Genomic DNA, 19,810 nt, shown 5'->3' on the forward strand with positions numbered 1-19,810 from the left:
TAAAATCATTTATCTGCATCAGGGTTTAATGGCGATATGGAACAGTTTGAAACCATCAGTGTTGAGCAAGCGTATACCCGCTTGAAAGAGAATAGCGCGGTATTAGTCGATATTCGCGACCCACAAAGTTACGAGGCAGGTCATGTACCAACTGCATTCCACCTGACCAATAGCAGCCTGCATACTTTTATGCAGCAAACCGATTTTGAACAACCCGTGATGGTGATGTGCTATCACGGCAACAGCAGCAAAGGTGCTGCACAGTATTTGCTCCAACAAGGTTTTGAAGCGGTTTACAGCATTGACGGTGGTTTTGAAGCTTGGGCCAGAAGCTACCCACAAGATGTGGTGTCTGCCAGTTAGCCAATTCTCACCCGACTGTGATATTTTTAATCGCATTTATAAGATTTATAACCTCACATTAGAATGAAAAAAATATGATTCGTGTGATAGCAATATCTAATCAACGTCTGGCGCAGGCCTTTGTTGATTACATGGCCACCCGTAATGTGGCACTGGAAGTGCGACCAGATACTCAGGGTGCTGAGATCTGGCTCGCCGATGATGAGCAATTACCTCTGGTGCAGCATGAGTTGGAGCAATTTTTGCTTGATCCACTGAATCCACGTTATCAAGCGGCCAGCTGGCAATCGGGTAATTTACACTCTAACTTGTCCTATCAGCGCTTCTCCTACCTCCAGACTCTGCGCAGTCAGGCTGGGCCACTGACCCTGAGTATGATGGTGCTATGCATCACCATCTATATACTGATGCAGATCTTCGGCGATAACGCCGTGATGTCTTGGCTTGCCTGGCCTCGCGATAGCAGCCAATATCTGCAAATCTGGCGTTGGGTTAGCCCTGCCTTCCTCCACTTTTCACTGCTGCATATCCTGTTTAACCTGATGTGGTGGTGGTATCTGGGTGGGCAGATGGAAAAACGACTTGGCACCGGCAAATTGCTGGTATTAACTATCGTTTCCGCTTTGTTCAGTGGTTGGGGGCAGTCGCTGTTTAGCGGCGCGAACTTTGGGGGGCTTTCTGGTGTGGTCTATGCCTTAATGGGCTATGTTTGGCTGACTGGCGAACGCGCACCCGAGCGTGGTATCTCGCTACCCCGCGGTTTGATGGCTTTTTCTGTTCTCTGGCTGGTTGCCGGATATTTCGATATGTTAGGTTTATCGATTGCCAACGCCGCTCATGTCTCAGGTTTGATTATTGGGCTATTAATGGCATTCTGGGATACGCGCAGCAGCGTAAGAACCGCACAATAACTGCCTGGAATAACCAGGCGCATTAGGGGATTATCGTGAAGCAAACGCAGCGGCATGATGCGATTATTGAATTGGTACGCCAACAAGGTTACGTCAGTACTGAAGAGTTAGTGGAGCATTTTACCGTTAGCCCGCAAACCATCCGCCGCGACTTGAATGATTTGGCGGATCAAAACAAGATTCATCGTCATCATGGTGGTGCGGCGTTACCGTCCAGTTCGGTTAACGCAGCGTATAACGATCGCAAAGTGATGTGGTCGGAAGAGAAAGCCCGTATTGCGCAACGTGTTGCCAGCCAGATCCCCGATGGGGCGACACTCTTTATCGATATCGGCACCACGCCAGAAGCGGTTGCTCACGCCCTGATGAACCATAAAGGTCTGCGGGTGGTGACCAACAATCTTAATGTGGCAACCTTGCTGACAGCCAAAGAGGATTTCCGCCTGATTTTGGCTGGCGGTGAAGTCCGCACCCGCGACGGTGGGATTATTGGCGAAGCCACGCTGGATTTCATTTCTCAGTTCCGCCTTGATTACGGCATCCTCGGTATCAGCGGCATCGATATGGACGGCTCGCTGTTGGAGTTTGACTACCATGAAGTGCGCACTAAGCGGGCGATTATCGAAAACTCCCGTTGCGTGATGTTGGTGACCGACCACTCCAAGTTTGGCCGTAATGCGATGGTGAACTTGGGGAATATGAATTTGATTGATTATCTGTTTACCGATCAGATGCCCCCCGCCAGCGTGATGAAGATTATCGAGCAGCATGAGGTTCAATTGGAGTTGTGTTGAGGGTGGAGTTTTAATTTCAATTTCAATTTCAATTTCAATTTCAATTTCAAAATAAGATCGGATCTGGTTTCGGTTGATAGGCGTTCTGCGGTCACTTTGACCTCGTGGCCTCAACCGAGTCGGGCCGCAGGGCGGCGGCCCAACACCCGCGCCTTGCGCGAAATATTGTGGCTGCGCCATTCCCTCCGGCAGCTTGCCGGCTAATCGAACCGGAGCTGACTCGCTCCCAGCTCGACAGCCCCTTTCGCCGCGTCCATGCGGCTCATTCGGCCTGCAATCTTTGTCGGCAATATTCCTGATTGCGCTCAACATCAAAAGCCAAAAGCCAAAAGCCAAAAGCCAAAAGCCAAAAGCCAAAAGCCAAAAATTATGGTTTTGACGTTGATGTTTAAAAGCACATTTGAGCTGCCGAATGAAGAGTGAAGGTAGGATGCGAGGCATGGATGCCGAGCGAGCCGTGCTTGAGCAGGAGCGAATCACGGCGGTCCGTCAGCCGAAACGATGAGTGAGGGCACCTGCGAAGCAGGCAAGCGATACGTGCGCAAGCGCGGGGATTCCAAAGGGGTCACGCGCTTGTGACCCCTTTGGCGGTTGGGGCATCGGAGCCAAGGTGAGCGCCTAACTCATGTCAACCGAACCGATCACCAAACCAAATATCAACCAACCCCAACTCCCTTTCCCCAATTCATCCCACATCCTGATAACAAAACTGTTACCTCCATCACGGGTGAATGTTTTTTTTTGGTTAACTCTTGGCTTGTTTGTTGGTTTTTGATTACAATCGTGAGCGAAAACGAACATTAAAGAGCTGTTTCGAACATCTGGAGGAAGGAAGCATGGAAACCAAAGACTTGATCGTGATCGGTGGCGGCATTAATGGTGCCGGTATCGCTGCTGACGCTGCAGGGCGTGGCCTGTCCGTTCTGCTGCTGGAAGCACAAGATTTGGCCTGTGCGACGTCTTCCGCCAGCTCCAAACTTATCCACGGTGGCCTGCGCTATCTGGAACATTATGAGTTCCGTTTGGTAAGCGAAGCGCTGGCCGAACGTGAAGTGCTGCTGAGACTGGCACCGCATATCGCCTTCCCGATGCGCTTCCGCCTACCGCATCAGCCCCATCTGCGCCCCGCCTGGATGATTCGTGCGGGCCTGTTCTTGTACGATCATTTAGGTAAACGCACCACCTTGCCTGCCAGTAAAGGGCTGCGTTTTGGACCAGAGTCGGTATTGAAACCCGAACTGGTGCGCGGTTTCGAATATTCTGACTGCTGGGTAGATGATGCTCGGCTGGTGGTACTGAATGCGCAGGAAGTGGTCGAGCGTGGGGGGGAAGTTCGCACTCGCACTAAAGTGACCCGTGCATGGCGTGAGCAAGGTTTATGGATGGTTGAAGCCGTGGATGTGAGCACCGGCAAAACCTATACCTGGCAAGCCAAAGGTTTGGTGAATGCGACTGGCCCGTGGGTTAAACAGTTCTTCGACGATGGCCTGAAGCTTAAATCACCTTATGGTATCCGCTTGATCAAGGGCAGCCATATTGTGGTGCCACGGGTTCATAACCAGCCACAAGCCTATATTCTGCAAAACGAAGATAATCGCATTGTGTTCGTCATTCCTTGGTTGGACGAATACTCCATCATCGGCACCACAGACGTGGAGTACCACGGCGATCCGAAAGAGGTGAAGATCGACGATCAGGAGATTGATTACCTGCTTAAAGTCTATAACGACCACTTTAAGAAGCCGTTGGGCCGCGACGATATCGTCTGGACTTACTCAGGTGTGCGCCCGCTGTGTGATGATGAATCAGATGCACCGCAAGCCGTGACCCGCGATTACACGCTGGATGTGGCTGACGAAGATGGCAAGGCACCACTGCTGTCAGTATTCGGTGGCAAACTGACCACCTATCGCAAACTGGCAGAGCATGCGCTGGAGAAACTGTCGGCCTATTATCCGAATGTCGGCCCAGCATGGACCAAAACCGGCGCGTTACCGGGTGGCGATATTGGCGGTAACCGTGATAACTATACTGTGCAGTTGCGCCATCGTTATAACTGGTTACCCGAAGCGCTGGCCCGTCGCTATACCCGCACTTATGGCAGCCACAGTGAGCTAATTTTAGCGGGTGCCACTAGCATCGAAGATCTGGGTGAACACTTCGGCCATGGCTTGTACGAAGCTGAATTACGCTATTTAGTCGAGAAAGAGTGGGTGGTCGAGTTGGATGATGCTATCTGGCGTCGCACCAAACTGGGTATGACCTTGGACGAAGCGCAAAAACAACGCGTTGCTGAGTGGTTAGCCGCAGAACAGGGCAAGAAACAGCAGACGCTGTCGCTGGTTTCCTGATAGCGAACGCGAGTATTTACGCTTTTTTAGCTTCAAAAAGCCCCTCTTCACAGCTGAAGAGGGGTTTGAGTTATTGGCAAACCCCATTTATAGCCGGATAGGCTTAATATGCCAAATCTCATCGGCATACTCTTGAATCGTCCGATCGGAAGAGAAATAGCCCATATTGGCAATGTTGAGTAAGGTTTTGCGCGTCCACTCATCAGGGTGACGATAGAGCGCATCGACTTTATCCTGCGTGTCCACATAGCTGCGATAATCCGCCAGCAACTGATAGTGATCACCCAAGTTCACCAACGAATCAAACAGGCTGGTATAACGTTGAGGCTCTTCCGGGCTGAAGGTACCGGTGGCGATCTGCGTCAGGGCCAGGTGCAGCTCAGGATCTTCATCGTAATATTTCCGTGGGTTGTAGCCACTGTTGCGCAGCGCCTCGACCTGCTCGGTGGTGTTGCCAAAGATAAAGATATTATCCTCGCCCACATGTTCGCGCATCTCGACGTTCGCCCCATCCAGTGTGCCGATCGTCAGCGCCCCGTTCAGGGCAAACTTCATGTTACTGGTCCCCGATGCCTCGGTGCCTGCCAGCGAAATCTGCTCAGAGAGATCAGCCGCCGGAATAATCAGCTGCGCCAAACTGACACTGTAGTTCGGGATAAACACTACTTTCAGCAGATTATTGATTCGTGGATCATTGTTGATCACCTTGGCGACATCATTGATCAGACGGATAATTTGCTTCGCGTTGTAGTACGCCGAGGCCGCTTTACCGGCAAAAATAACCACCCGTGGCACCCACTTTTCGTCAGGCGCTTCAAGGATGCGGTTATAGCGGGTGATCACATGCAGCACATTCAATAATTGTCGTTTGTACTCATGGATACGCTTGATTTGGACATCAAACAACGCCGCTGGATTCACCACAATATTCAGCTTTTCAGCAATATAGATTGCCAACCGTTTTTTGTTCTCCAGCTTAGCTTTTTGTAGCGCAAGCTGGAAACTCGGGTAATCGAGATTCTTTTCCAGCTCGCTGAGTTGGCTCAGATCTGTGCGCCAGTTGTGGCCGATACTGTCATCCAATACCGCCGCCAGTGGCCGATTAGCCAACCCCAGCCAACGCCGTGGCGTGACGCCATTGGTTTTATTGCAGAAGCGGTTAGGGAAGATGCGGGCAAAATCCGCAAACAGTGACTGCACCATCAACTCCGAATGCAGGGCGGATACGCCATTCACTTTATGGCTGGCGATCACCGCAAGCCAAGCCATACGCACTCGCCGACCATGGGTTTCATCAATAATGGATACCCGCGCTAACAGCTCAGGTTCGCCTGGGTGCTGCTCCTGTACCAGCTTGAGGAAATGATCATTGATATCAAAGATAATTTGTAAATGCCGTGGCAGGATCTTGCCGATCATGTCGATTGGCCAGGTTTCCAGCGCCTCACTCATTAAAGTGTGGTTGGTGTAGGAGAAGACTTGTTGCACCACATCCCACGCATCCATCCAGCTAAATTTATGCTCGTCGATCAACAGACGCATCATTTCAGGGATAGAAAGCACTGGGTGGGTATCATTCAGGTGAATGGCAATCTTGTCGGCCAGATTGTCGAACGTCTGGTGCATGGTCCAGTGGCGGTTGAGGATATCCTGCACCGTCGCTGACACTAAAAAGTACTCTTGCCGCAAACGCAGTTCGCGTCCGGAATAGGTTGAGTCATCGGGGTAGAGCACCCGCGATACATTTTCTGAATGGTTTTTATCTTCAACCGCCGCGAAGTAATCGCCCTGATTGAATTTCCCTAGATTGATTTCATTACTGGCCTGCGCAGACCATAAACGCAGCGTATTGGTCGCATCAGTATCAAAACCGGGGATGATTTGATCATAAGCGCAGGCGAGAATTTCTTCGGTTTCCAGCCAGCGGGTTTTGCTGCCCTCTTGCTGAATACGGCCACCAAATCGCACTTTATAGCGGGTATTGTGCCGTGGGAACTCCCAGGCATTGCCGTATTCCAGCCAGTTATCCGGCGACTCCATCTGTTGGCCGTTGACTATTTTCTGGCTGAACATCCCATATTCGTAGCGAATGCCATAGCCGCGCCCCGGCAGTGCCAAGGTTGCCAGCGAGTCGAGGAAGCACGCCGCCAGACGGCCCAACCCCCCATTACCTAAACCGGGGTCGTTCTCTTCCTGTAACAGCTCGGACAAATTGAGGCCCATCTCATCTAACGCCTGCTCGATATCTTCATAAATGCCCATCGATAACAGTGCATTAGAGAGCGTTCTACCCAATAAAAACTCCATCGACAGATAATAAACCTGCCGGACATCTTGTGATAACTGTGCGCGGTTAGAACGCAGCCAGCGCTCAACCATACGGTCACGTACTGCAAATAAAGTCGCATTCAGCCAATCGTGCTGAGTCGCAATGGTGGGATCTTTGCCGACAATAAACATCAATTTGTAGGCAATGGAATGTTTCAGTGCATCCACACTGACAACGGGTGAGGTATAACTGAACGGTGATGTCATAGCGGTTTTCCCAAGTTCGTGGTTATCCCCGTCATACTGCAAGCTGCATGTGCGTTAGCTGCCTTGCTGCAACTTGAATTATTTAGGGTAGATAAGCCATCGTATTTCTAACCAATCAGCAACTAAAGACGCCGATAAAGTGACAGATATTCTGCCGCTGCTACTTGCCAACCGAAGTCCAACCCCATGGCATGGCGCTGGACATGGCGCCAATGTTTTGGCCGGCTCCACAAGACAAAAGCACGGCGCATTGCCCGTACCAATGCCTGCGCATCGCATTCATCAAACACAAACCCCGAGGCGCTGCCATCTGCCAGATTTTCCAGTGCGCAATCCACCACGGTATCTGCCAACCCGCCCGTGTGCCGGACCAGTGGCAAAGTGCCATATTTCAAACCATACAATTGCGTGAGTCCACAGGGTTCAAAACGGCTTGGCACCAGAATCACATCTGCACCGGCAATGATTCGGTGAGAAAATGCCTCGTGATAACCAATTTGCACCCCAACCTGACCAGAGTAGTCCGCTGCGGCCGCCAAAAATGCCTCTTGTAGAATCGCATCCCCTGCACCAAGAACCGCTAACTGTCCCCCCAGTTTCAGTAATTCGGGCAAGGCTTCCAACACTAAATCCAACCCTTTTTGCTCGGTCAATCTGCTGACTACCGCAAAAATAGGTCTCTTTTCCGTCACCTCCAACCCCATGGTGGTTTGCAGGTGTACCTTGTTGACGGCTTTCTGTTGCAGGTTTTCCGTGTCATAACGTGCATGCAGCAAGGTATCAGTCTGTGGGTCCCAAATGTCACTGTCTACCCCATTGAGTATCCCAGTCAATCTTCCCTGACTGGCACGCTCTTGTAATAACCCCTCCATGCCGTAGCCAAACGCAGGCTGGGTAATCTCTTTGGCATAGGTCGGGCTGACCGTAGTGACATGGTCAGCAAAGAACAACCCTGCCTTCAGGTAGGAAATTTGGCCGTAGAACTCTAGCCCGTACATTTGGAAAAATGCCGCAGGCAGCTGTAGCTCAGCCAAGTGATGCCCTGAGAATAGCCCTTGATAGGCTAAATTATGGACGGTAAATACTGATCGTGCAGGACGACCCCGCGCCGCCAGATACGCGCAGGCCAATCCGGCGTGCCAATCGTGAGCATGTACCACTTCCGGACGCCAGTAGCCATCCAGTCCGCAAGCCAACTCACACGCCATCCATCCCAGTAACGCAAAGCGACGATAGTTATCGGAATAAGCATATAACGATTGATCGTGATAAGGGCTACCGGCCCGATCATAGAGAGCGGGGGCATCAATCAGATAGATGCCAATCCCCTGATATTGGCCGTAACGTAACGAGACCCGACCCGCAAAGGTATCAATTTCCCTCACTAGCACGGTATCCGGAATACCGCGACGCAAGTCAGGGAAAGCGGGCAGCATGACCCGCACATCCGCCCCCTCAGCAATTTGGGCGGCAGGTAAAGCACCAACAACGTCCGCCAATCCCCCTGTTTTTAATAAAGGAAATAGCTCAGAACATACGTGTAGTACCCGCATTGTGGCTCCTAATTATACCCTTCTTAATTGAAGTGGCTGGGTTGTTAGCTGCGCTCACTCACCCGAATCACTTACCTGTACGTCTAATTAGCTAAAAATCACTCAAATAGGCCTATTTGGCAGCCAACTTGGCGAGCATCGCCCGAGTCACTAACACCACCCCACCCTCAGAACGGTAAAAACGGGCGCTATCTTCATCGGCGTTCTCCCCGATCACCATCCCCTCGGGAATGTGACATGCCCGGTCAATAATACAGCGGCGCAAGCGGCACGAACGCCCGACATTGACATCCGGTAGCAGCACGGTGGAGTCGATGGTGCAGAACGAGTTCACGCGCACTCGAGGGAACAGCACCGAGTGCACCACCACTGAGCCGGAGACAATACAGCCGCCGGAGACCAGCGAATTCATGGTCATGCCATGGCTGCCGGAGCGGTCTTGCACAAATTTGGCCGGCGGCAGGGGTTCCATATGGGTGCGGATCGGCCAGGCGCGGTCATACATATCCAATTCAGGAGTGACCGACGCCAAATCGAGGTTCGCCCGCCAGTAGGCGTCCAAGGTCCCGACATCACGCCAGTAAGGGGGCATATCCGCATTAGAAGTCACGCAGGAGAGATCAAACGGATGCGCCCACGCGCTTTTTTGCGCGGTGATTTTCGGGATTAAGTCTTTGCCGAAATCATGGGTAGAGCCGGGGGTGTTCCGGTCTTCTTCTAATAACTTAAACAGATAGTCGGCATTGAAAATATAGATCCCCATGCTCGCCAGCGCCATATCCGGGCGACCTGGCATGGCGGGTGGGTTTGCCGGTTTTTCATAAAAAGCGGTCACCTGAAAATCGTCATCGACCTCCATCACCCCAAATTCATTGGCTTCATTAATGGGGACCGGAATACAGGCAACTGTACACTCTGACTCTTTCTCGACGTGGTCTATCAACATGCGCGAGTAATCCATCTTGTAGATGTGATCACCGGCCAGAATAACGATATATTCCGCATCATAGCGACGAATAATATCCAGATTCTGGTAAACCGCGTCTGCCGTGCCTTTGTACCACTGCTCAGTGCTGAGGCGCTGCTGGGCCGGCAAGAGATCGACAAACTCATTCATCTCCTCATTAAGGAATGACCAACCGCGCTGAATATGCTGAACCAGCGTATGAGACTGGTACTGGGTAATGACGCCAATGCGGCGGATGCCGGAGTTCAGGCAATTAGACAGCGCAAAGTCGATGATGCGAAACTTGCCGCCGAAATGTACCGCCGGCTTGGCACGAGTGGCGGTCAAATCTTTCAGCCGCGAACCACGACCACCCGCTAAAATCAGCGCCACCGTTTTATTCGGTAATTGTCTGGCCAACATCAACGGGTCTTTATTTTCGAATTTAACCATGGCTGACTCCTTAAGATTTCTGTACGAGCACGCAAATATCATGCGCGGCTCCATTCCATACGGTTAATGGCCCTTGATGCGCTGATGGCCCAAAAGGAGGAATCCCCTCCCACTCTCCCGCAGGTAAGTGCATGTCACAGGGTTGGTCTGTGGCGTTAATCACCACCAGCCAGCGCTGGGACAGCAAGATTTGCAGCTGTTTCTGGCGACCCTGCTCCCAAGCTGCATTACTCAATACTTGCCCCTGGCTATCCAGCCATTGCACACTGCCATCACCCTCCTGCCACCATGAATCTTTAATCAGGGCCGGAATTTGCTGGCGCAACCGGATAAGCTCAGCGGTAAATGCCGTCAATGTGTTATCCGCACTGCCCCAATCGAGCCAAGTGAGGATGTTGTTTTGGCAATACGCATTATTGTTACCTTGCTGGCTATGACCATGCTCATCACCGGCCAGCAACATCGGCGTTCCCTGCGACAGCAACAAGGTAGCCAGTAAAGCCCGCTGGCACGATCTACGCCGTTGCCAGATAGCCTCGTCAGCCACTAAACCTTCACGTCCAAAATTATTGCTAAGATTGTTATCACTGCCATCACGGTTCTCTTCGCCATTGATTTGATTGTGCTTTTGGTTAAAACACAGCAAATCCAGCAAGGTAAAACCATCGTGGGCGGTAATTTGATTGATGCTGGCGGAGGGCAAGCGCGCCCGCTGTTCGAACAGCGCACTGGACGCCGCAAAATGCTGGGCAAACAGCCCTAGCGGCAAGTCATCGCGCAACCAGAAGCGGCGCATCGCGTCGCGATATTGGTCATTCCACTCGCTGAAACCGGTGGGGAATTGGCCCAATTGATAGCCGCCCAAGCCGATATCCCAAGGCTCGGCAATCATCTTGCAAGCGCTGAGTCGTTCGTCAGCGGCTAACGCGGCAAACAGCGGCGCGTGCGGATCAAACGCCGGAGTGCGGCCCAGAACCGTCCCTAAGTCAAAACGGAAACCATCAACGTGGCAGCTATCGACCCAATAGCGCAGGCACTCGACAACCCACTGCGTCACATAAGGGTGATTAAGGCGCAGCGCATTGCCGCAACCGGTCATGTTGTCGTACTCGCCTTCGGGGGTGAGCCAGTAGTAGCTAGCATTATCGATACCGCGCTGGCACAGCGTAGGGCCGAAAACATCCAATTCAGCGGAGTGGTTGAACACCACATCGAGAATCACTTCGATACCGGCTTTGTGCAGCGCCTTGACCGCATCCCGCAGCTCCTGTAGCGGAGAGACGCCCTCACGGCCCGAGGCGTAATCCGGATCGACGGCATAGGGAGCCAGCACGTTGTAGCCCCAGTAATTACCCAGCCCCATTTTCTGCAACCGCGGCTCATCGACATGAAATTGCACTGGCAGCAGCTCTAACGTGGTAATGCCCAATTTTTTCAGATAATTAATCATGGCCGGATGGGCCAAACCGGCATAAGTCCCGCGCAGGTCTGTGGGGATATCTGGATGCAGTTGGGTTAAGCCACGGACATGGGCTTCATAAATCACCGTATTGCCCCAAGGAATTGAGGGAGATCTATCCCCCTGCCAATCATATTCTTCGTGCACCACAATGCATTTAGGCACAGCGGCCGCACTGTCCTGCTCGTCAGGTTGACTGACCCCACCGCTTAAACGTGGGTCATCACCCACTTTGTGATCAAGTGCGTGGGCGCAGGGATCTATCAATAACTTATGCGGATTAAAACGATGGCCTTGGCGCGGATCAAATGGCCCGCTGACCCGATAGCCATAGCGCTGCCCCGGTTTTCCTCCGGGGAGATAGCCATGCCAAATATCACCGGTACGAGCGGGCAATGAAATCCGCAGCTCTTGGTTATCATCATCAAACAGACACAGCTCAACCTGTTCAGCATTAGCTGAAAACAGGGTGAAATTTATCCCCGCCCCATCAAAATGCGCGCCCATTGGGGTCGGGAGTCCTTGAGTAAGATTGACCATCCTACCCCTCCCGCAACAGATAAATCGTCGATAGTGGTGGCAGGGTTAACAGCAATGAATGCGCATGATTATGGCTACTCACATTATGGCTATGAATCCCACCCTGATTACCCATATTGCTGCCACGGTAAAATCCAGAGTCAGAATTCAGCACTTCACGGTAGTGGCCGCCCTGCGGAATGCCCACACGGTAGTTATAGCGCGGGACGGGGGTGAAATTACTGATAGCGATCAATTCACCGCCGTTCACGTCGCGGCGCAAGAAGGCAAACACCGAGTTTTCGTGGTCATCCACCACCAGCCATTCAAAACCGGCGGGTTGGTAATCTAGCTCATAGAGTGGTGCATGCTGCTGATAGCAATGGTTAAGATCACGAACCAAGCGTTGCACACCTGCATGCCAGCCGTTTTCATCATCCAGCAGATGCCAGTCCAGACTGGTATCAAAATTCCACTCGCGCCCCTGCGCAAACTCGCAGCCCATAAACAGCAGTTTTTTGCCGGGATGCGCCCACATAAAGGCGTAATAGGCGCGCAGGTTAGCAAATTTCTGCCATGCATCCCCCGGCATACGATCCAGCATGGAACGCTTGCCGTGAACCACTTCATCATGAGAAATAGGCAAGATGAAATTCTCGGTATAGGCGTACAACATCCCGAAAGTCATCAAATTATGGTGGTATTTGCGGTGAACCGGATCACACTGCATGTAATTGAGCGTATCGTGCATCCAGCCCATATTCCATTTGTAGTTGAAACCTAATCCACCGGCATCCGGCGGCAATGTGACCCCAGGGAAGTCCGTCGACTCTTCAGCCATAGTCACGCCACCGGGACGCTCAACACCAATGGTGTGATTGGTGTAACGCAGGAAAGCAATCGCCTCCAAATTCTCCCGCCCGCCGTAATAGTTAGGCACCCACTGCCCTTCGGCCCGGCTATAATCGCGATAAATCATCGAAGCCACGGCATCGATACGCAGTGCATCAATACCAAAACGCTCCATCCAGTAAAACGCATTCCCCGCCAGATAGTTACGTACTTCATTGCGGCCATAGTTATAGATCAGGGTATTCCAATCCTGATGATAGCCTTCACGCGGATCGGCATATTCATACAGCGAAGTACCATCAAACTGAGCTAAGCCGTGTTCGTCACTAGGGAAGTGGCCGGGCACCCAATCCAGAATGACGTTAATCCCCGCCTCATGGAATTTGGCGACGAAATCTTTGAAATCCTGTGGCGTACCAAAGCGGCGGGTAGGGGCATACAATCCCAATGGCTGATAACCCCAACTACCATCAAAGGGGTGCTCATTTATCGGCAACAGCTCGACATGGGTAAACCCCATATATTTGACGTATTCGACCAGTTGATCGGCTAATTCGCCATAACTGAGCCAAAAGTTATTATCAGTATGGCGACGCCATGAGCCAAGATGCACTTCATAGATAGAAACCGGTGAGCGCAAATCATTGGCTTTTTGCCGTCTGGCGGTGTTGGGCACCACCTCAGGTAGTGGGCTGATGATCGATGCGGTTTCTGGCCGCATCTGTGCTTTAAACGCATAAGGGTCCGCTTTCAGCCGCATTTGATCATTACTGTCAATGATCTCAAATTTATACAACTGTCCAATCTCTACACCGGGCAGGAATAGCTCCCAAATGCCATTTTCGCGGCGTAACCGCATTGGATGGCGGCGACCATCCCAAAAGTTAAACTCACCCACCACCGAGACCCGTTTGGCATTGGGAGCCCAAACCGCAAAGCTGACACCAGCAACACCATCGAGACTCATCAAATGCGCGCCCAGCCGCTCATAAGGGCGTAAATGGGTGCCCTCAGCTAAGAGCCAGCTATCGATGTCCTGCAATAATGTACCGAAACGGTAGGGATCTTCGATGATTTGTGCGCTTTCTTGCCAGGTCACAGCGAGTTGATAACGAAATGGACTTTTACGGCGAGGAAGTTTAGCAATAAAAAAACCACGTGGGTCTTCACGGGTTAGCTGAACAAGGTTGCGCCCCGTTTCCGTTTCAACCAACCAGACTTCTTTAGCATCTGGTAACAGTGCGCAGATCTGTAACCCCTGTGCAGTTTGATGCATTCCCAATATGGAAAAAGGATCGGCATAGTGGCCGGAAATAATTTGATTAATCACCTGACGATCGGGAAGTACTGGCATGGCATTCTTCCTATGATTAATGACATGATTATTGGACAAATTCCGAACAATTTCATTCGAAAATGACCTTTTCATCATGCAATCCATTTAATGTTTAAAGCGTGACTAAGGTCAATGATCAACCAATAAGTTGATTTAATGCTCAAATACGTTTTTTCTAACGCTAATGCGCGGCCAATAAACCTGCAGTTTGAAAGATGATGGGTATATAAGCATAGTCAAAGGACGCTAAAAAAATTGGCTTACGCTTAATGAAATTTTTTCTCACGTAAATTGGGCATAAAAACGACGTTTGCACTGCGTAAGATGTGGGCCAGTGACATAAAAATCCTAAGTCATGACGTGAAAATAGTGAGGGTCAGCATTCACCTTAAGAAAGAGTAGAAATAGGGAGCTGGACTGAGGTTTGGCGAGATAACGCCTTTTTTACTTAAAAGGGGCGGCAGTTAAAATTTTCCGCGCCAAAATATGGGTATAATCGCGCCCAAAATAACCCCTCCCAGACAAAATTGTGGTCATCTACATGGGCGTCAGCCAGGTCGAACTGATTTTTTCCCTTCTGCAACAGATGTGTGTGTATCTGGTTATTGCCTATCTGTTAAGTAAAACGCCCCTGTTTATCCCTTTAATGCAGGTGACAATTCGGTTGCCTCATAAGCTGGTGTGCTATCTCACCTTCTCCATGTTTTGCATCATGGGTACCTATTTTGGCTTGCATATTGAGGACTCGATCGCCAATACCCGTGCCATTGGGGCCGTATTGGGCGGTGTGCTGGGAGGGCCGTCGGTTGGGTTTCTGGTAGGGCTGACTGGCGGGTTACACCGCTACTCCATGGGCGGGATGACTGCCAGCGCCTGTATGTTATCTACTGTCGCCGAAGGGCTATTGGGGGGCTTTCTCCACAGCTATCTAATCCGTAAGAATCGCCTCGATCTGCTGTTCCAACCGCTGGTGGTGGCCGGGGTGACCCTGCTGGCTGAAGTCCTGCAAATGCTGATTATTCTGGCGGTGGCACGCCCATTCAATGAGGCCGTCGAACTGGTTGAGAACATTGCCCTACCGATGATGATCACTAATACCATTGGTGCTGCTATGTTTATGCGCATCTTATTGGATCGACGGGCTATTTTCGAAAAATACACCACGGCATTCTCGGCCAAAGCCTTGCAAATTGCCGCGCGGGCGGAGGGGTTGCTACGCCATGGTTTTGACCAGCAGAACAGCATGCGGGTGGCGCGCATATTGTATGAGGAGCTGGGTGTTGGCGCAGTCGCCATCACTGACCGCGAGAAACTACTGGCTTTTATCGGCACCGGTTCTGACCATCATCGGGTGGGGAGCGCCATTACCTCAGACCATACCCACCGGGCGATTGAGCTGAATCAGGTGGTCTATGCCGATGGTAATGCTGTGCCCTATACTTGCTCCATTTCCCCCACCTGCAAACTGGGTTCCACACTGGTCATTCCCTTACGGGGCGAAGAGCATCGGGTGATTGGCAGTATCAAACTGTATGAGCCGAAAAGTAAATTGTTCTCCAGTATCAACCGCACACTGGGCGAAGGTATTGCGCACCTGTTATCGGCGCAGATCCTGGCCGGTGAATTTGAACAACAGAAACAACTGCTAGCACAATCCGAAATAAAATTGCTCCACGCACAGGTCAACCCTCATTTTCTGTTTAATGCGCTCAATACGTTATCGGTGGTGATCCGCCGTAATCCAGATCATGCCCGCAAGCTGGTGCTCTCACTCTCGACATTCTTCCGCAAGAATCTTAAACGTAGCCACGATGTGGTGACGCTAAGCGATGAAATAGAACATGTGAAGGCGTATCTGGAGATAGAAAAGGCGCGTTTTGCTGATCGCCTGAGTGTCGAAATATCATTGCCAGATGAACTGATGGAGGCCCGATTACCCGCATTCTCCCTACAACCGGTGGTCGAAAACGCTATTAAGCACGGGACATCACAGATGTTCAGCCATGGGCGAATTATCTTGCACGGCAAGCTGGATGACAGCGTACTTATATTGGCGGTGGAAGATAATGCCGGATTGTATCAACCGCGCCCTAATGGCGATGGCTTGGGGATGAATCTGGTCGATCGACGAATTAAAGTCCGCTATGGCAAGGAGTATGGTGTCACCGTCATCAGCGAGGTGGAGAAATTCACTCGCATTATTATTAAATTACCCTTTATCACGGCGAGTGAGTAAATGACCCACTCAAGCCAATGTAATAACACGATCAGCTGAAGCAATTGTTGATGGACGATGAGCAATGATCACTCGGGTTATTTCTAATGCAGCAATGCTGGCATTAATATAGGCTTCATTTTTCAAATCCAAATGACTGGTCGCCTCATCCATAAAAAGAATGCTGGGGCGGCGATATAAGGCCCGAGCAATCAATAAGCGCTGCTTTTGTCCGCCGGATAAGCTGCCACCCAACTCGCCCAGTAGCGTTTCATACCCCATGGGCATCTGAATAATATCGTCATGAATATTGCATTGACGGGCACAGTGAATAATCAAATCCCGATCTAAAGAAGCATCAAAACTGGCAATATTCTCGGCGATAGAACCGGCGAACAGTTTGTCATCCTGCAAAACACAGGCGATACATTGGCGGTAGTTATTAATACCGATGGTGTGAATATCAAGCCCATTAACCAACAAACTCCCAGCACTCGGCTCCAACAGCCCACTCATCAATCTCATTAACGTGGTTTTTCCCACGCCAGATGGCCCGACAATAGCCACGTTTTCACCGGACTTAATCTCAAAATTCATCTGATTAATGATTGGCTTAGAGAGACCGTCATATTGATACATCAAATCACGGGCTGTAAAAGTTACCGCAGTATTGGGGGGAAACAGCTGGCGCGATGGACTCTCTTTTTCCGGTTCCGACAGAACAATGTCCGCGACTCTCTCATTGTGCAGACTGAGCATCCGCAGTTGCAGTACCATACCAATCAAACTGCTTGCACGCTCAGAGAACTGGCCACGATAGGCATTGAAAGCGACAAACATCCCCAACGTCATCTGATTATCGATAACCAGTGATGCCCCTAGCCACAGAATGATGACCTGATCACAGGCCGCGATAAAGGCATTCACACCACCAAATAGCATGTCCAGTCGCGTAATACGAATACCTGCATTTGTAGTATCAATATTCAGGTTCAACCAGAATTGAGAGCGAGTCTTTAACACTCCCAGCGCTTTCAGTGTACCGATCCCATATAGCGTTTCCATAAAGTGCGAACTTGCCTTCGCCTCCTTAACCAGTAACGCTTCAGAAGCCTGCCGATAGTAGTTATAAGTCATCAGGCGCATACCAATATAAATAGCAGTGAATCCCACGACCACCCAGACCAACCAGCCACCATATAACAGCATCATGACGAGTACACCGACAGACATAATGCAGTCGATAATGCTGTTAACAATGCTGGTCGTAAAAGTCGTGCGGATGGTATCCAGAGAGCCAAAACGCGACTGGATATCACCTAATTTACGTTTTTCAAAATAGGCCAGCGGGAGCCTCATAAGGTGGTCGAACATACCCGCCTTCCACTGCACATCTATCAGTGAATCCATCACAATTGTGGTCCACGAACGCAACATCGCTACAGCCGTTCGGAACACAATAAAAAACAGTAGACCAGTACAAATGAGAGCCAGTAAGTGATGATCGCTGGCTTGAATCACATGATCCAAAACCAGTTGTGTACCTACAGGCATTAACAAGCTAACGGCTTCAATAACCAGTGAGAGACAAAATATTTTGGCTAATGCCCCCTTTAATCCACTGATATTAGAGAGTAAACGGCGCAGTTGTAACCGGTTTTGTTGAGTCACTGGCGTAAAATTGCTATCAGGCCATAGCTCCAACGCAATACCCGTAAAATGCTGAGATAACTCGTGCACACCAATAACTCTGCGCCCCAAGGCAGGATCATGAATAACAATACCATTTCGCCGAACAGCCACCAGCACCACAAAATGGTTGAGATCCCAATGCAGGATACAGGGAGTTTTAAGTGCTGAAAGTTCATCGATATCAAGCGATAAAGCACGACTTTTAAAATTGAGTGAACTGGCAATATCCATCAGCGTATTAAGCGTTGCACCACGTGCTGAAGTACCAAACTGCTGCCGCAAGTAAAATAGATCGATATTTAAGCCAAAATAGTGAAATACCATGGCTAAGCTTGCCACACCGCATTCGGATGATTCAGTTTGTAAAATCTGTGGAACCTTTTTTCTCCATGCCAGATTCAACTTACCAATCAACGAGGAAAAGAGACCGCTATTCATGAACAGGCCCCATCAGACTTTTTTTCATGTCATAGAAAGGTGAAAACATCCATTGATAGAGAGGACGTTTTTCGAGAAAAAGGGTGGATTGTGCTTTCATACCACCAGCCAGATGACGTGTTTTGCCTTTATGGCTGAATTGAACCTTATCCAACTCTATCAAAGCCTTATAATAAGACTCTGTGTCCATCTCGGGGTGGCGAAGCGGAGCGTTATTGTAACTCTCCATCTCCTGGATAGAGGCTGGTACGGTGGAGAGCGTATCAATGCGACCGGAAAATTGACCAAACTTTTCAAATGGGAAGGCATCGTAACGAACATTGACACGATCGCCCGTAGTGACATAGGGGAGTGCATGATTCGGCAGCCAAAGTACCAAGTAATATGTGGCGTCAGTACCCGGAACCAACTGTGCCAGACTATCCCCCATATTGACCATTTGCCCAGTTGTCACACTGAGAGATTCTATACGTCCAGTGGCTGGCGCATTAATGACCAATACCCCTGTAGCAACAGTTTCAGCTAACTGCCGTTGTAGATCCCCATACTGTAATTGATACTTTGAAATCTGATTATCGAAGTCAGCCGAACGGGTAATAATTTCACTGTCCAGATTGGTAATTTGTAGTGCTTCTTGCATATTTTGGTTATACAACCCCTGAAAAGCACTTTGTTGCTGATAATATGAATAGGTTTGATTATTGACCTGTTCTTTAGTGATAAGGCCTTGGCGCTGATATTCACTATAGCTCTCTGCTATCTTGCGCATGGACTCAACATTTTCTTGGCTATCTTTTACCAATTGAGACGATTGTTTATAAGCAGCTTCATACTTTTTCTTTTTATCCTGAATATTACTGAGAGTGGCCGTTTTATTGCTTTGTAGTTTTTTAATAATACTATCAACCTGTGTTAATTGACGTTCAATAGCTTGCTGGTTATTTTGACTGACTCTGCCAGAGTCAGTCACTTTACCGATATCTATTTGGTAAATAGCTTGTCCTTTTACGACGTCATCACCCACCTTAACCAAGGTTTTAGTAATATACCCTTGCTGAGAAGCAAAAATATTGATTGATCGTGGGAGGGTTGTCACTTCACCAGAAACATTTATTCTTCGAGTGTAATTACCAAACATGATAGCACTTATAAAAACAATAATAATTGTCAATGATACCGTTGCGACCACCCAAGGGGGAACACCAGATATAAGCAATGCCTTTCCTGTCCATTTTGTCTTCTGATAATCAAAGACTTCCTGCCTGAACATATACTATCCTGTTATTTTTATTAATAGTCATCTAAACCATTAATAAAAGCACACCACATCCAATGCCAATAGCACAAAATAAACATAGCGTACTTTTTGATTTTTTATTTTAGATCCAATGAA

12 protein-coding genes are annotated in these 19,810 nt (G+C 49.9%); 5 read left to right on the forward strand and 7 right to left on the reverse strand.

From position 1 onward, the window contains the following. The first annotated feature begins 36 nt into the window (after positions 1-36). The 4 genes from glpE (at position 37) to glpD (ending at position 4,419) form a co-directional block, all read left to right on the forward strand. Positions 37-363 carry a thiosulfate sulfurtransferase GlpE gene (gene glpE / locus ACZ76_RS08200; protein WP_048618363.1) on the forward strand — a complete coding sequence of 109 codons (327 nt, stop codon included), beginning with the start codon at positions 37-39 and terminating at the stop codon, positions 361-363. Between the two features lie 74 nt (positions 364-437). Beyond that, the gene (gene glpG, locus ACZ76_RS08205; RefSeq protein WP_048618365.1) at positions 438-1,274 is read left to right on the forward strand and encodes a rhomboid family intramembrane serine protease GlpG; all 837 of its coding nucleotides are present in this window, start codon (positions 438-440) and stop codon (positions 1,272-1,274) included. Positions 1,275-1,309: 35 nt separating this feature from the next. Beyond that, positions 1,310-2,068, forward strand: a complete 759-nt coding sequence (locus ACZ76_RS08210) for a DeoR/GlpR family transcriptional regulator (RefSeq protein ID WP_048618366.1) — start codon at positions 1,310-1,312, stop codon at positions 2,066-2,068. 836 nt (positions 2,069-2,904) lie between these two features. Beyond that, on the forward strand, positions 2,905-4,419 hold the full coding sequence (gene glpD / locus ACZ76_RS08215; RefSeq protein WP_048618368.1) for a glycerol-3-phosphate dehydrogenase: 1,515 nt from the start codon (positions 2,905-2,907) through the stop codon (positions 4,417-4,419). Between the two features lie 87 nt (positions 4,420-4,506). Here glpD and glgP read toward each other — a convergent pair whose 3' ends face one another. From glgP to glgB, 5 genes are all read right to left on the reverse strand, one after another. Beyond that, a complete protein-coding gene (gene glgP / locus ACZ76_RS08220; RefSeq protein ID WP_048618369.1) occupies positions 4,507-6,954 on the reverse strand; it encodes a glycogen phosphorylase in 2,448 nt (815 codons plus the stop codon). 122 nt (positions 6,955-7,076) lie between these two features. Beyond that, positions 7,077-8,507, reverse strand: a complete 1,431-nt coding sequence (gene glgA, locus ACZ76_RS08225) for a glycogen synthase GlgA (protein ID WP_048618371.1) — start codon at positions 8,505-8,507, stop codon at positions 7,077-7,079. A 112-nt stretch (positions 8,508-8,619) separates the two neighbouring features. Beyond that, positions 8,620-9,906 carry a glucose-1-phosphate adenylyltransferase gene (gene glgC, locus ACZ76_RS08230; RefSeq protein WP_048618372.1) on the reverse strand — a complete coding sequence of 429 codons (1,287 nt, stop codon included), beginning with the start codon at positions 9,904-9,906 and terminating at the stop codon, positions 8,620-8,622. Positions 9,907-9,916: 10 nt separating this feature from the next. Then, entirely contained in the window at positions 9,917-11,905 is a 1,989-nt protein-coding gene (gene glgX / locus ACZ76_RS08235; RefSeq protein ID WP_048618374.1) for a glycogen debranching protein GlgX, read from the reverse strand. Position 11,906: 1 nt separating this feature from the next. After that, positions 11,907-14,090 carry a 1,4-alpha-glucan branching protein GlgB gene (gene glgB, locus ACZ76_RS08240; protein WP_048618376.1) on the reverse strand — a complete coding sequence of 728 codons (2,184 nt, stop codon included), beginning with the start codon at positions 14,088-14,090 and terminating at the stop codon, positions 11,907-11,909. A 523-nt stretch (positions 14,091-14,613) separates the two neighbouring features. On the opposite strand from glgB, the gene ACZ76_RS08245 reads away from it, so the two are divergent. Next, a complete protein-coding gene (locus tag ACZ76_RS08245; RefSeq protein WP_048618378.1) occupies positions 14,614-16,308 on the forward strand; it encodes a sensor histidine kinase in 1,695 nt (564 codons plus the stop codon). A gap of 9 nt (positions 16,309-16,317) precedes the next feature. Here the strand turns inward: ACZ76_RS08245 and ACZ76_RS08250 are convergent, their stop codons facing one another. Both ACZ76_RS08250 and ACZ76_RS08255 read right to left on the reverse strand, forming a co-directional pair. Next, positions 16,318-18,417 (reverse strand): peptidase domain-containing ABC transporter, encoded by a 2,100-nt coding sequence (locus ACZ76_RS08250; RefSeq protein ID WP_048618380.1) that lies wholly within the window; start codon positions 18,415-18,417, stop codon positions 16,318-16,320. Next, positions 18,410-19,687 (reverse strand): HlyD family secretion protein, encoded by a 1,278-nt coding sequence (locus ACZ76_RS08255; RefSeq protein WP_048618381.1) that lies wholly within the window; start codon positions 19,685-19,687, stop codon positions 18,410-18,412. The genes ACZ76_RS08250 and ACZ76_RS08255 overlap by 8 nt, the downstream gene beginning before the upstream one ends. Between the last annotated feature and the right edge of the window lie 123 nt (positions 19,688-19,810).

It is taken from the genome of Yersinia aleksiciae, from assembly GCF_001047675.1.
GTDB classification, from domain to species: domain Bacteria; phylum Pseudomonadota; class Gammaproteobacteria; order Enterobacterales; family Enterobacteriaceae; genus Yersinia; species Yersinia aleksiciae.